Origin of the sequence: Paenibacillus sp. GCM10027628 (assembly GCF_042676385.1) — a bacterium.
Lineage (GTDB): Bacteria > Bacillota > Bacilli > Paenibacillales > NBRC-103111 > Paenibacillus_E.
The window spans coordinates 1-13,599 of the sequence record NZ_JBHTHA010000027.1 but is presented as its reverse complement, the minus strand read 5'-3'; the positions used below and the strand labels follow the sequence as shown (position 1 = coordinate 13,599).

The window sequence follows — 13,599 nt, the reverse complement described above, 5'->3', positions numbered from 1 at the left end:
TATTTATTAAGCTGATTCCGGTCCTACCGAGCCCAAGTTACTCCAAATACTTCTGCAGCAAAGCTTTCTTTTAGCACCTTGGCGCATTGATTCATGGTACTCCCCGTTGTGTAGACATCGTCTACGACATAGATGATAAATGTTGATCCGGATGTACATTTAACCAGCTCAACTTGTGACGTGCTTACTTCAAAAGCATGCTGCAAATCATCCAAACGCTCGCTTCTTTTTTTGAAGCTTTGCTTATCCGTATGCCTTGAACGAACCAGCAAAGGCATAACCGGAATGCCAACTCTTCGGCCAAGCTCGGTAGCCATCTGTTCCGCTTGATTAAACCCCCGCTCAAGCAGTCGGCGCTCACTTACGGGGACGAATGTAATGAGTTCGAACGTATCGTTTGAAACCTTTTTCCGATCTTTCCGCCCAACCTCCGAATGAAGCAGCCCGAAAGCATGAACCATCATATGCCCAACTACCGATTTCAACCGTTCATCGCCACGGTATTTATAACGTGCAAGCAGCTCCTTCATTGCATCATCGTACCTAACAGCACTACGATTTTTCGAGAAATACGTCCGCTCCCGGCGAATACAATCCGAGCAATGCTCACCCCGACCGCAGTTTGAGCACATCACTTCTCGAATCCAAGGAATTCGCTTAAAGCAAGCATGGCAAAGCCCAAACTCTTCGCTCTGTAAGTGGCTAGCCTGTTTACAAAGCAGACACTCATCTTTTCGCGGGCTAAGCAGTGAAAGAAGCACTTCTACGGCCCGTCCAATCAAACTTCCCTTATTCTCGTTCATTCATTTCCCCCTTTCAAATAACCCCTTTTACGAGCAATTCGGTTCATCTGTTTAATTTGTCTTATGGCCTCCTTTTGGGAATGAGTTAGTTCCTTGGATGCAAAATATACCAGTCCTGCCGGGTCATCTTTCGATCTCCCTGCACGTCCTGCCATCTGAACAAGGGCGGCCTCGTCGAAAAGCCTTGAGTCTGCGTCTAAAATGAAAACATCAGATTTAGGAACCGTGACCCCGCGCTCCAAAATGGTGGTTGTGACAAGCACGCGAATTTCTCTATCGCGGAAACGCTGTACTTTCAAGGTTCGATCCGAATCTTTGGAGGAGGTACCCTCAACGCTAATAACTTTGCCGCTCCCATCGATATCTAATTGCTTAACCCGCAGCAACTCAACCATTGACTCTACCAATTGTATGTTCGGTACAAAAACAAACACCTGCGCTCCACGTCTCACTGAAGTCTGCAGCCTGGTCAATAAAGACTGCGGCAGCGCCTTAGACTGAATGCATTTACGCAAAGAAGGGACAGCAAGAAGCTGTGGCACCGGAAGCGGATGCCTATGAAACCGCACAGGTACGCGAACATGCGCTAAACGCCCACGTTCCGCAGCCTTTCTTACAGCGCTTGGCGGAGTTGCCGACAGCAAAATGTTAGTGCCTTCCGGTTTGACAACTTTGGCGGCAACGTAAGCAAGCATGGGGTTATTATGATAAGGAAACGCATCAATTTCATCAACAATTACAAGATCAAAAGCCTCATGAAATCTCAACAACTGATGTGTCGTAGCGATTGTGATCTGCCCCTGCTCCCACCTCTGCTCGCTCCCGCCATACAACGTGACAACACTGTATTGGGCGAATGCTCGTCCTATCCGCGGTTGTAGTTCCAGCACAACGTCTTTGCGCGGTGTAGCAATGAGTACGCGTCCGCCTCTAGCTACGGTATGGTGGATAAAAGGAAAAATCATTTCCGTTTTGCCGGCGCCTGTCACCGCCCAGATTAAGAACTTTTTTTGGGTACCGTGACGATCCTCCCCACTCTTCACTCCCTGCTGCCGGGACCGTGCACCCTCTTCGATATACCGCAGGCCCTCCAACGAGGCCGCTGTCTGTGCCTCACTCAGCCCCCAAGGCTCGATAAAGACTTTGTAATCTCCCTTCTTCTTCCCATCTAACCCTTGAATGGCACTCCGACCACGTATGAGCAAAGAACAAAATCGCGTTCGCCCCATTGTCAGACATTCTTCACAATACGGACAATCCTGTCCACAATGAATACAACTCGCCCAAAACATCCGATCCGAGCCGGTTCCACACCTTTTGCAGTAATAGGTCGTCACTTTTTTGAAGCCACGCCTCCAGTCCCGGTATTCAATCAACCTTAGGCCATTACTCAGCTCCAAATCGCCGTTCAAGTAGGCAAGCTGCAGATATGGTAGCCAAGTAACTGACTCGACAGCGTCGACGCCAATGTACGCTATTAACTGCTGAATTTCATCAATTAGGAGCGCTCTACCACTACAAGCCTCCACTATATGTTTGTACCTATCAGCCTTTATTGGGATGCCAGGAAACATGCCTTGTTTCCACTTTTCAAAAGAGATGGTTGTGATTAAGAATGAGTCGCTTACATGGCTAGCTATCTCGCATTTCTGCGCTATGTTCTGAAGCTTCGCCGTAAGCAATGAGGATGGTGATTGAACATTCCAAGAGGTCATTTCCGAGGTTAAAGAAATCATCTGAAGCATTTTCATAGCTTGCCCTAAAGAAATAAAAGGCTCCAGCAGTAGGATGCCGGCGTCGGCACCGTATTGCTCGAACCAATAATGAATGTCGGTATGCGCGTGAATCGTCAGGTTCCATGTCCAGCGCGATCCGATATGCACCGCATATAGTTGACCCTTCATCCTTCACCTTGCTCTCTGTATAGAATCCATTTGCTACATCACAACTGGGATCTTCACCAGATCCTCCCGATTGCTGAGATTTACAACGATTAATGGTTCATTTTCATGCTGTCGCAAATAATCATCGACGAATTCATCATCGGCTTGGTGATAAATCTCAAGCAAGTGGGTATGGGATAATCGCTCAATGATTTTCAGAGTGTCGTCCGACGAGCCCTCATCGAAGATTGCGGCGTTAACTTGGCTGCCTTTTACTCGAGAAAAGAAAAACAATGAGCGAATATACCATTCAATTTGATTTTGATTGTTTTTGGTAACTAGTAGAACTTTAGCTTGCTTCTTGTTTCTTCCCTTTCGGATTCTGAACAAGATATGAAGCACAGCAATGCTGATTCCGTAGCAGCCTACGATCCAAAGCAATCCGATCCACATAGCGGCTCCCTCCCTTACCTGCATTGTATGCCGTAGAGAGAGGGGGGGTTCCTTTAATGGTTGTTTAAAAAGACCACTTTGATAACGAAGTTATTTCATGAAGTATTTCGGCATCGAATCTTGAACGAATCCGGGAAGTCCGGTACTCTCGTAGCAACCCACTACGCTCCGTTCCTCCTTCTCCGAATATCGTCCAACCTTCTCGGTTCTGAAAGCGGACTTTTTAAACTCCTATTATAGTGTCACCCAACCATTCTTGATTGCAATAATAACCGCTTGCGTACGGTCGTCAACTTCCATTTTTTGGAGGATGCTGCTGACGTGGTTTTTCACTGTTTTCTCACTGATATACAAGAACTCGCCGATCAGCTTATTGCTTTTTCCTTCCGCCATGAGTCGAAGCACTTCGGCTTCACGTTTGGTAAGCGGACTGTTTGCATTATGTATGTATTTCAAACCTGTATCTTTAACACCTTGTCCCGAACCGACAACGCCAACATCGTCGAGATAAGTCATGCGACGAAGCTGATTGATCAGCTTGCCTGTCACTTTCGGATGAATATAGGCATGGCCGGCTACGACGGAACGAATCGCATTGATGAGCGACTCCGCCTCCATGTCTTTCAGCAAATAGCCGGAAGCTCCTTTGCGGAGCGTCTCGAACACATAGCTTTCATCGTCATGAATGGAAAGGATAATAACTTTGATGTCAGGGAAAATGAGTTTCAGACGCTCGGTAGCGATAACTCCGTTTTCCAGGGGCATATTAATGTCCATCAGAACGATGTCCGGTGTGATTTGGTTACAAAGCTCAATGACTTGGATACCGTCACCGCACTCTCCAATCACTTCCATATCATCTTCCATGTTGATGATTCGCTTAACACCTTCGCGAAAAAGCTGATGATCGTCCGCAATCACAATGCGCACATTACGTTTATGACTCGCCGTGTTGTCCATTCTGATTTTCCTCCTTGTTCTCTGCTCTGCCGCCGATAGGGATCAGCATCGTTATTTTTGTACCCGAATCCTTTTCAGACTCTAGAACCATCGAGCCATCCAGCAGCTCAACACGCTCACGCATGCCAAGCAAACCAAAATTGTTCCCCTTGGCTATTCTTTGCTCCGTCTGCATCACATCGAAACCGATCCCGTTATCTACCACATAAATTTGAACTTGATCACGTTCCAAAGTGAGCTCAACAGATACAAAAGTGGCTTTCGCATGTTTGATCACATTCGATAGAGCTTCCTGCACCAGTCGGAAAATAGCAATTTCAAGTCCGGACGGAATGCGAGTTTCCTTGCCCACAAGATTGAATTGCGTACGAATTCTGTGCTTTTCCTCGAAATCCTGCACATATTTGCGCAGCGTGGGTACAATGCCCAAATCGTCAAGCGCCATAGGGCGGAGGTTGAAGATAATCTTGCGAACCTCTTCAAGCCCCCCTCTGACTTGTCCCTTCAAATCTACTAATTCTTCCTTGACTGACGGGATATCCTGCTTGCCGAGCATGCGTTCCGCAATCTCAGTACGAAGCACGACATTAGCGAGCGTTTGTGCCATGCCGTCGTGAATTTCGCGCGCGATCCGCTTCCGCTCTTCTTCCTGGGCCAAAATAATTTTCAAACCGAGCAGCTGTCTATTTTTGGCGGATTCCAAAATGCGGGTAACCTGATTGAGATCCCCCGACAAGTACTCCAACACAACATTCATCTGGGAGACGATCGTCTCTGCCCGTTCCACCTGTTTGTCCACATTTTTCACTCGCTGCTGTAAATCATTACGCCGAGTTTTGAGATGGCTCTCTTTTTCCCTGGCGATGGTCAGCTGTAGTTGGAGCGCAATAGCGGCTTCATAGGCTGTCTTGATATCATCCTCGCGGTACTTGTTGAAATCTCGACTAACCTCCGTAAGCCTAATACGGGATCGCTTATAATCCTTCTCCAGCTTGTCCACCAGCTCAATGGTGACACTGGTTTCTTCCTGAATCTCTTCTAGTTCGCGGTTCAGTGCCTCTTTCTCAAGCCGGGATGTTTCTGCAATCTCAAAAATCTGGTATTTACTGCTCTCCATGACGTTAATGGCGTTTTTTATGACACGATCTATAGCGTCTGGCTGCAAGTGGAACAAACTCCTTTTATGAAAACGATATTGTCAATTAGTCTACCCCATATTGTAACACAATTTTACGGATTTGAAGTGTACTTCTAGCACTATTTATTCCAGCGTTATTCCTTGATTTTGGGGTTCCCAGCCTACTTTAAAGCCCAATCTCTCGGAAATTAGTCGCAAAGGCACCATCGTAACATTATTCATGATTTTGGGAGCCACTTCTGCCGTTACGCGTTCTCCGTTCACCAACAAATCAGGATTATCGATCCACAAATCAATCAATTTATCGCCGCGGATCACGGTCACTTTACGTTCTTTATCATCCCACTTCACATTACCGCCAAGAGCCTCTGTTACAAAACGAACCGGAACCAGAGTATTACCGTTAATAATGGTTGGCGCTTGCTCCAAAGTCATTGACTGATTATTCAAGCTTGCTTGTTTCTTATTGACGGTAAGCTTCACTGAATTTTTCGGCAACGCTGCTACCTGTCCTTTATAAATGAAAGATATATCATCGATGCTAATTTTCCCTTTTGGCGCTCGTTCATCCTGGCCATTAGCCGGATTGGCTACATAGACACTTTTCAGTTTCACAGGGAATTTCATATCGGAAATATCCGCTGTAACCTTTCTCCATCCTGTCCAGTTCGTGTTCTCCGTTAAGCTCCTCAATTGCGACTTGCCATCCGCATCAATGAACTCAGCGCGTACCCAGTTGAAGCTGCCGTCACCAAATACTTTGGCCGTAATAACCTGCGGTTCACCACCGATCTGAGTACCGTTTGCACCATCAAATCTGGCATAAGCAGCTTTCGTTCCGGTTCCTTTGGTGAAATCGTAGCTAATATCCAGTGTTTTGTTGCCATTCGCTTCTTTGCCTATAACTACGTTCGATACTACTTCCGCAGGGTACTTGTCTCCTGTAGTCAGTACAGAGGAGTGATCAAGATCGTACCAAACCTTTTCCTGTCCGACCGGTAGCGTGACCATCGTACTATAGCCATCATAGCGGGCAATAACCTGAGCGACCTGGCTGCCTGCCGTGCTGTCCACATGGAGAAAGCCGTCTTGAACCGATCCTTTGATTCCACTTACCTCGTATTGTGCTGATGCAGGCGGTAAATCTCTCGTTACCCCGCTCTTCGTCGTCACCGAAATAGGCAACCTGAAATCTCCGCCTTCAGTTACTGAGAAAGACCCTGTATTAAATTTCATCGAAGAAATTTGGTCTCTACCTACCACTTCAACATCCATAGTCGCGGAGCCTTTACCGGACTTGGCAACAATTTGCGTTTTACCAGGTTGTGTTGCTGTAAACACATTGTCTTTGAAAGAACCGTTCGTCGTGGAACTGCTCCACTGCGGAACAATCGAATCTACGGTAATCGGATTATAATAATCATCATAAGCTTTAAATTGATAAGTGCTGGATTCATTAATGAATAAAACTTTTTGCCCTTTTAATATAAGACCTTTTAACTCACCCTTTGGAGCAGTGGAATATACACCTACACCGTTAGCTACCGCGCGTTGATTCCCGTTCTCTGTTTGGTTTGTTAATTTCGGGTCAAATTCCCCAAGCGGCCTCGAAACCATTTGCGTAGAACCGCCGCCATCCAGAACCATACCTCTCCAAACACCGGCTTGTATCATAAATTGCTGCAACTCCGGAAGCGTCATTCCTTTGCTGCTGCCGCTATTATCGGAAGTGATAATATACGCTGTTTTCATATCTTTGGAGTAACCAATGGCCGTACGGGACCGAGGGGTATAACCGCTAAAATCCGCAATATTTCGTGTAAAATAGCTAGGCTTCGCCTCATCCACAAGAAGGGTGCTTCCGCCAATCAGCGTTTTGAAAGTTTTCCAATCATATTTCTTGGAAGGATCGTGCGGAATCATATCATACTTCGTCGTGATAGGATCTCCAACTTTTAGATGATTCACGATAAAATCGCGTGCAAGCCCCGAACCTCTAAGAATATATCCGTCAGCTGGTGCAATCTTTTTGATGTTCGTATCCACAGTGATTTCCTTCACGATGCCATTCTGCACAAGCGCCTCAGTAGGAACGTGTGTTCCATCAACTGCACGCTGATCCATGGCCCATGCACTCGTATAAAGGAAGAGTCCGTCAGCGATCATAGCTACATCGTTATCATCCCAATAATAGGTCTTGTTGACACCGCCTAAATCGAATGTCGTACCGTCCTTCGCCTTTACCGTCCCCTGAAAATCAAAAATATCAATAATCGGCTGATTATCCTTCGTGATTGCAAACGAGTACAGACCTGAAATCTTGGCCGGCGTAGCCATCACCTGTCCATTCGTGATCTGCGCACCTTCCGGTACACCCTCAGCTTGTGTATTAAAGAAGTCACCATTCACTCCGGCTACAGCGCCTGTATCCTTCACCATGCCGAGTACACTCTGGTTCTTCGTGAATTGATTTTTCGTACCTGCCATCGCATCGATCTTCACATTCGGATTCGTTAAATCGACTTCAATGACATTCGCATTAACCGAAACATCCTTATTGCTTCTTGTCGTTGTCCATACATAATTTTTAAGAATTGCACCTGACGTAATTGCTTCCTGCGAGCCCAGAGTCAGTACTGAATCCGCCGCGAATACCGTCGTCCCTACCGTCAATTGCCATACCAATGCGCAAGCCAGCGCACCCATCCCAAGTTGCTTTTGAACCTTCATGTTGCCTCTCCACTCTCCTCTTTCAGTCTAAGTCTAGTATCTATTTTTTTGGACATCTATATAGACTCTTAAACTATGGAAAAAGTTACGAATTTGGTAGAGTGGAAAATAGTTGTATTTATATGCCAACATAATCTTCCAACTAATTGCAAGGCGCATCTTTCTACAACGCAAAAAAGGCCATCCGTCATAGCGACGAACAGCCTTTTTTAAGGTATCAAGATTAAGCCAATGCTTGTGATTTTAAAGACTCAGCTTTATCTGTACGCTCCCAAGGAACATCCAAATCGTTGCGGCCAAAATGACCGTATGCAGCTGTTTGACGATAGATCGGACGACGCAGATCCAATTCTTTGATAATACCGGCTGGACGAAGGTCGAAGTTATTGCGGATCAGCTCAACGAGCTTCTCTTCACTAACTTTACCAGTTCCAAAAGTATCTACGCTAATAGATACCGGTCTTGCAACACCAATTGCGTAAGCCAATTGAACTTCGCATTTATCAGCAAGTCCAGCAGCTACGATGTTTTTGGCAACATAACGCGCCGCGTAAGCACCGGAACGGTCAACTTTTGTCGGATCCTTACCGGAGAATGCGCCACCGCCGTGACGTGCATATCCGCCATAAGTATCAACGATGATTTTACGACCTGTTAGACCCGCATCCCCTTGTGGTCCGCCGATAACGAAACGGCCAGTTGGGTTGATGAAATAGTTTGTATTTTCGTCCAGCAAGTTCGCAGGAACGACTGGTTTAATAACATGCTCTTTGATATCCGCTTGGATTTGCTCCAAAGTGATCTCTTCGCTGTGCTGTGTGGATACAACAATGGCATCTACACGAACAGGCTTATCGTTTTCGTACTCAACAGTAACTTGCGTTTTACCATCTGGACGAAGGTAAGGCAACGTACCGTTCTTACGAACTTCAGTCAAACGACGAGCGAGTTGGTGAGAAAGCGAGATCGGAAGCGGCATAAGTTCAGGAGTCTCATTAACCGCGAAACCAAACATCAAACCTTGGTCACCTGCACCGATAGCTTCGATTTCTTCATCAGACATTTTACCTTCTCTTGCTTCAAGAGCTTTGTTAACACCTTGTGCAATGTCAGGGGATTGTTCGTTCAAAGAAACGAGAACTGCGGAAGTTTGGTAGTCAAAACCATACTTTGCGCGTGTGTACCCGATTTCCTTAATCGTTTGTCTAGCGATTGCCTGAATATCTACATATTCAGAGCTGGAAGTAATCTCACCAATTACCAATACCAAGCCAGTTGCTACAGAAACCTCACATGCTACGCGAGCATTCGGATCATTGGCCAAAAAAGCATCCAATACCGAGTCAGAAATTTGGTCACAAATCTTATCCGGATGACCTTCTGTCACGGATTCGGATGTAAATAAACGACGTCCTTGAGCCATCTTATTCATCCTCCTAATCAATCTTAGTATGTTTGAAAAGCTTTAAATCGATGCCTATACGAGAAAACCGTTGAAAAGGCTCCATCATAATGGCGACCGCATATATAAGTAGGTTTGATCACCAATGCGTCAAAATTTAACATCATTAGATGGTGATTAAAATGGGCCCGGCTTTAGCGGCAGCTTTTCACGCCAAACGGAATCCCCTCTTATGCGCGTGAGCGCTACAAAGAACCTTGAATTCCGGTATGGTAAAAAAATAAGTGCGTCAACAAAAAATGAACCTTTTCCGATTGGAAAAGGTTTGATTAAACATTGACCTTCAATTAGTTATCTTACTTTATTTGTCGTCTAGTGTCAATGAAACAATTGTTAAGATTTGAAAGAATAAGGCCAGGGAATTAGAGGGTAAACAGAACTTCTTCGGCTTTTTGAATCAGCCTTCTCGTAATGTTTCCTCCCACAGCTCCAGCATCTCTGGAAGTAATATGACCCCAATAATCTTCCTTCATGGAATTCGCAGGGATTGCGCCTAATTCAGTGGCAAATTCTGTGTCTGCGTTTTGGGAGAAATTCTTCCCTACAGGTAGCCCAAGCTCTGCAGCGATCTCATATTTAAGAATATCAAGTGCTTTTTTAGACTCGGGAACCACTTTGACATTATTGCTTCTAGCCATAACTGTCGCCTCCTAAGCATTTTTCTTCTGAAAAACTGCCTTCCTGAGTACGTTTCATAGGTGGGGTACGCCTATTATTATGGCTAGAAGCTTGGGTGTCGAAACGCATAAGATGTTGTCAACACGGGTAAAATTATGGAGTAGCTGTACTGCCATCCTCATTCAATAATAAGTAACTCCCACGCACCATGACAAAAATGTCAGCTGTATTTTTCGGAGCTGGCTTAATACCACGTCCATCGCGTGGAAAAATCAAAAGATGATTCGTCGCGATCTCAGTCCCAGCGGCAATATCCTTGCCACCGGTAACGTCCGGGATCCCGTTCTCGTCACTGCTCACTGCGATCACCTTACCGGATCGCACGATAAACTCGGCGCCAGCGCCGGCATACAGGGTTTGTCCCGCTTTCAGCTGGACAACCGTCATTGCCGCTGGCGTCGTGCCAGTGCCGGTACCTCCGTTGCTCCCGCTAGGCTGGCTTCCGCCAGCATTTCCCGCGATCGCGGAGGCGATCATGTCCTTCACCTTTGCTTCGCTTAAGGTGTTCTGGTCGAAGTAGCTCTTCGTGATCACCGGGTCCGTTGCGGAGCCGGGGGTTGGGGCTTCGGCTTGGGAGGTGGAGATGAACGAAGCAAGAATGATAATTGAAAAAGCTGTGCCTACAATCCATTTTTCTTTTTTCATAAAATCATTTTCTCCAATTTTAGGTTAATAAAAGTGAATCTTCTACCCTTTTTTGTTGATATCTAATGAGAACATCATAAACAAACATGCGTTGCATACGAGTACTTTGATTTTATTCTTAATATTCATTAGCGTCAATGAGTCTTGTTATAGTAAAAACGTTAAATAGAACTTCTACTTGGAGAATGGAAAATCTGTCCTGTTATATTCACTTTACTAAATTAATTGCTCTTTTGAGACTTACCATTTTGCTTTATTAACCCATGCCTAATTTTATTAGTGTCATTTACATTTTGTTCGGCATTGCTTACTAAATTGATAATACTTAGTTTCAAACTTTTCAATATTTGTGCATCATTTTTATTGTTAGTCCAAATTTCAAATAATTTTTTTGTTTCACTAGCTTGATTTATTAAGCTTCTTTGCTTGCTAATTATCTCATCGAGATTATTCGCTGCGATTACTTCTTTTTTAACCTGTTGCACATAATCTACTACATCATTATTTGTCAAAACGAGTTCTTGATAGCCTTTGTTTATTGTTTGCAAATACGTTTCTGCATTATCTTCGTTCATATATAAATTAAACTTCATAGCATACATCCATACTTGATTATTTATATCATTTATCCAAGTATATGCATCAGTCAAATTCTCCATATTATCCGCTTTATTATTAAGGCTTACATCAACACTGTAAGAATCATTTTTCCAAACTACAGTAGCACCAATTTTTGATAATAAATAAATCGGCACCATAGTTCTATTTTTATAGTTAATTGCCGGTACATCATCACTGATTACATCTTTGCCATTTGAAGTTATTTTGACAATTGGGTTCCCCTCAAAATCCCCATGAACTCCTGCAGCGCTTACGATATTAGTACAGACTAGCATGAATGCAACCAACAAAATAATTTTACGCAATACAGTTTCCCCCTATCATTGAATTGTTTCTCTTATTTTATCATTCTTTTAGCAACATTTACTTCATTAATATATAATTTCACAAAAAACTGAAAGAAAGAAGAGGACCCTTCGGGGTCTTCTTCTTTCTTTCAGTTGGTTTACTTTTGAATCTGTTTTTACGCCGCTTTCCAACATACCTACTAGTTGCTAAGCCGTCAAACCATATAAAAAATGCATCGTCGGAATACTTTAATAAACAAAATAAAGAAGACCCCGAAGGGTCTCCTTTTTAAAGAGATTAGTGCACTGTACGAGTAGTAGTGCTGCTGCTCGCATAGATTGTAGTAGTCGCAGTTTTGCCTGTTGCGGAAGTCGCAGTCAGATCAAATGTTGCGCTGCTAGAACCAGTTACTTTTACATTACCGAACTGGTCAACTGTTACAGTCGCACCAGCACTTACGTTGGAAACAGAGAATGTTACGCCAAGCAAGTAGTTATAGTGCAGAGCATCTCCGTCTTCAAAAGTCTTACCATAATTATCGGTAACATTGAGGTTTGTGAAGGCATTGAATGCTAAGCCCTCGTTATACCCTTTGTCATCCCAAGTAACGTTCGAAACTGCAAGTGCATCAGATTTAACAGTTACTGGAGTTGTCAAAGTCTTAGTCGAACCGTCGGCAGCTACGAAGCTGATTGCCAAAGTAGCAGTTCCGGCTTTGTTACCAATAACGTATGCTTTGCCAATTCCGTTAGTTGTATTAACGCCGTCAGAGGAAGATACCTGAAGAACGTTAGCTACATTTGTATCGGAAGAAGAGATAGAAAGAATTCGTTTTGGCAGACCCACTACTTCGCCAGCAGCATTCTTAACGGAGATCGTTACCTCACGACCAAACTTGCTGTTTGCTTTCAGCTGAGTGCTTTTGCCAATTTGGCTCGCAGTGTCATTGTCAGTACCGTCAACCGTTACACCTGGAACATATACAGCCGTAGTAACTACGCCACTGTCCTTAGCATTCCAAAGTGTTGCAACACTGTTTACCGAATAAGTGAAATTCGTGGATGCCGAGTCAGCAACTGTTGCAGTTCTTGTGATTTTGTTGATTTCATCTGTGCCGTTCTTCCAAATCGTCACGACTAAATCTGTTTTGTAGTTCTTAGCAGTCGTTACATTAGCTGCTGCAAAGCGGTAAGTGTTACCGTTGAATGCTTTAACATCAGTAATCGCTTGTGCAGTCGCACTGCTTGCAAATACGGCTTTGCTTCCAGCGTCGTTTACAACAGCGTCGTTATCAGCTGTGATAAGCATCGGAGTTGCGCCATTCAAGTTAGTACCAACCGAAACGTTTGAATCAGGGGCACTCGCATATCCTGTGAATACTGGAGGAGTAGCTGTATTGTATTGCGGCGTATAAGTTCTTGCAGTTACAGTTACACTGTAAGAGTTGCCACCACTTGTAACAACATTACCATTCGAATCAACACGGTTGAAGGTGTCAAGTCGCTTGCCGTATTGGTCAATTACAGTGTATTGGAATCCAGTGGAACCACCCGGAAGAAGTTGCTTACCAGGAGCAGTTGCCTCTTTAATGTGATCCGGAATACGTGCTGCTTGAACAGTAAAGTTCTTAGTGTCACTGCTTGATACATTAGAAGTAGCAATAAATGCACTTACCGAGATAGATCCGTTTTTCTGTGCAGGGATGTTAGTCAAATGGATCTGACCTTTGTGTGAACCTACAGTTTCGAGCGAGAAGTAACCAGTACCAGTGCTTGCGCTGATTCGGATCTGGCTTTGGTTCTCTGTGCTGACGATATCGTCTGCGCTCAATTGGTTACCAGCAGCATCGTATGCGATGATCGGTACGTAAGCATCAGTGTCGCCTGCTGCGATAACGTCGTCAACGTTGCCAATTTGAACCTTCGTTGCAAGTTTTGC

10 protein-coding genes and 1 pseudogene are annotated in these 13,599 nt (G+C 44.6%); all 11 read right to left on the bottom strand.

The genetic code is table 11. The features are described from left to right. Positions 1 to 23: 23 nt before the first annotated feature. Positions 24 to 803: a ComF family protein gene (locus ACFQZT_RS19375; RefSeq protein WP_379302490.1), complete on the bottom strand. Its 780-nt coding sequence runs from the start codon at positions 801 to 803 to the stop codon at positions 24 to 26. Continuing rightward, positions 800 to 2,707 carry an ATP-dependent helicase ComFA gene (locus ACFQZT_RS19370; RefSeq protein WP_379302489.1) on the bottom strand — a complete coding sequence of 636 codons (1,908 nt, stop codon included), beginning with the start codon at positions 2,705 to 2,707 and terminating at the stop codon, positions 800 to 802. Before ACFQZT_RS19370 ends, ACFQZT_RS19375 begins: the two co-directional genes overlap by 4 nt. Before the next feature lie 33 nt (positions 2,708 to 2,740). Continuing rightward, on the bottom strand, positions 2,741 to 3,139 hold the full coding sequence (locus ACFQZT_RS19365) for a hypothetical protein (RefSeq protein WP_379302488.1): 399 nt from the start codon (positions 3,137 to 3,139) through the stop codon (positions 2,741 to 2,743). A gap of 234 nt (positions 3,140 to 3,373) precedes the next feature. Beyond that, complete coding sequence (locus tag ACFQZT_RS19360; protein ID WP_379302487.1) at positions 3,374 to 4,099, bottom strand: response regulator; 726 nt, start codon at positions 4,097 to 4,099, stop codon at positions 3,374 to 3,376. Further along, entirely contained in the window at positions 4,077 to 5,264 is a 1,188-nt protein-coding gene (locus tag ACFQZT_RS19355; protein ID WP_379302486.1) for a sensor histidine kinase, read from the bottom strand. The genes ACFQZT_RS19360 and ACFQZT_RS19355 overlap by 23 nt, the downstream gene beginning before the upstream one ends. A gap of 96 nt (positions 5,265 to 5,360) precedes the next feature. Further along, positions 5,361 to 7,967 (bottom strand): stalk domain-containing protein, encoded by a 2,607-nt coding sequence (locus ACFQZT_RS19350; protein ID WP_379302485.1) that lies wholly within the window; start codon positions 7,965 to 7,967, stop codon positions 5,361 to 5,363. A gap of 223 nt (positions 7,968 to 8,190) precedes the next feature. Continuing rightward, complete coding sequence (gene metK, locus ACFQZT_RS19345; protein WP_379302484.1) at positions 8,191 to 9,390, bottom strand: methionine adenosyltransferase; 1,200 nt, start codon at positions 9,388 to 9,390, stop codon at positions 8,191 to 8,193. Between the two features lie 401 nt (positions 9,391 to 9,791). Continuing rightward, positions 9,792 to 10,067 (bottom strand): alpha/beta-type small acid-soluble spore protein, encoded by a 276-nt coding sequence (locus ACFQZT_RS19340; protein ID WP_379302483.1) that lies wholly within the window; start codon positions 10,065 to 10,067, stop codon positions 9,792 to 9,794. Between the two features lie 133 nt (positions 10,068 to 10,200). Then, on the bottom strand, positions 10,201 to 10,752 hold the full coding sequence (locus ACFQZT_RS19335; RefSeq protein ID WP_379302482.1) for a hypothetical protein: 552 nt from the start codon (positions 10,750 to 10,752) through the stop codon (positions 10,201 to 10,203). A gap of 221 nt (positions 10,753 to 10,973) precedes the next feature. Further along, positions 10,974 to 11,678, bottom strand: coding sequence for a stalk domain-containing protein (locus ACFQZT_RS19330; protein WP_379302481.1), 705 nt, complete (start codon positions 11,676 to 11,678; stop codon positions 10,974 to 10,976). A gap of 280 nt (positions 11,679 to 11,958) precedes the next feature. Beyond that, positions 11,959 to 13,599, bottom strand: a pseudogene (locus tag ACFQZT_RS19325) (hypothetical protein); the annotation flags it as partial.

What these genes read in the sequence shown, in the direction of transcription:
- ACFQZT_RS19375 (WP_379302490.1), bottom strand. Translation starts at nt 803, where the DNA reads ATGAACGAGAATAAGGGAAGTTTGATTGGACGGGCCGTAGAAGTGCTT.
- metK (WP_379302484.1), bottom strand. Translation starts at nt 9,390, where the DNA reads ATGGCTCAAGGACGTCGTTTATTTACATCCGAATCCGTGACAGAAGGT.
- ACFQZT_RS19340 (WP_379302483.1), bottom strand. Translation starts at nt 10,067, where the DNA reads ATGGCTAGAAGCAATAATGTCAAAGTGGTTCCCGAGTCTAAAAAAGCA.
- ACFQZT_RS19360 (WP_379302487.1), bottom strand. Translation starts at nt 4,099, where the DNA reads ATGGACAACACGGCGAGTCATAAACGTAATGTGCGCATTGTGATTGCG.
- ACFQZT_RS19365 (WP_379302488.1), bottom strand. Translation starts at nt 3,139, where the DNA reads ATGTGGATCGGATTGCTTTGGATCGTAGGCTGCTACGGAATCAGCATT.
- ACFQZT_RS19335 (WP_379302482.1), bottom strand. Translation starts at nt 10,752, where the DNA reads ATGAAAAAAGAAAAATGGATTGTAGGCACAGCTTTTTCAATTATCATT.
- ACFQZT_RS19370 (WP_379302489.1), bottom strand. Translation starts at nt 2,707, where the DNA reads ATGAAGGGTCAACTATATGCGGTGCATATCGGATCGCGCTGGACATGG.
- ACFQZT_RS19350 (WP_379302485.1), bottom strand. Translation starts at nt 7,967, where the DNA reads ATGAAGGTTCAAAAGCAACTTGGGATGGGTGCGCTGGCTTGCGCATTG.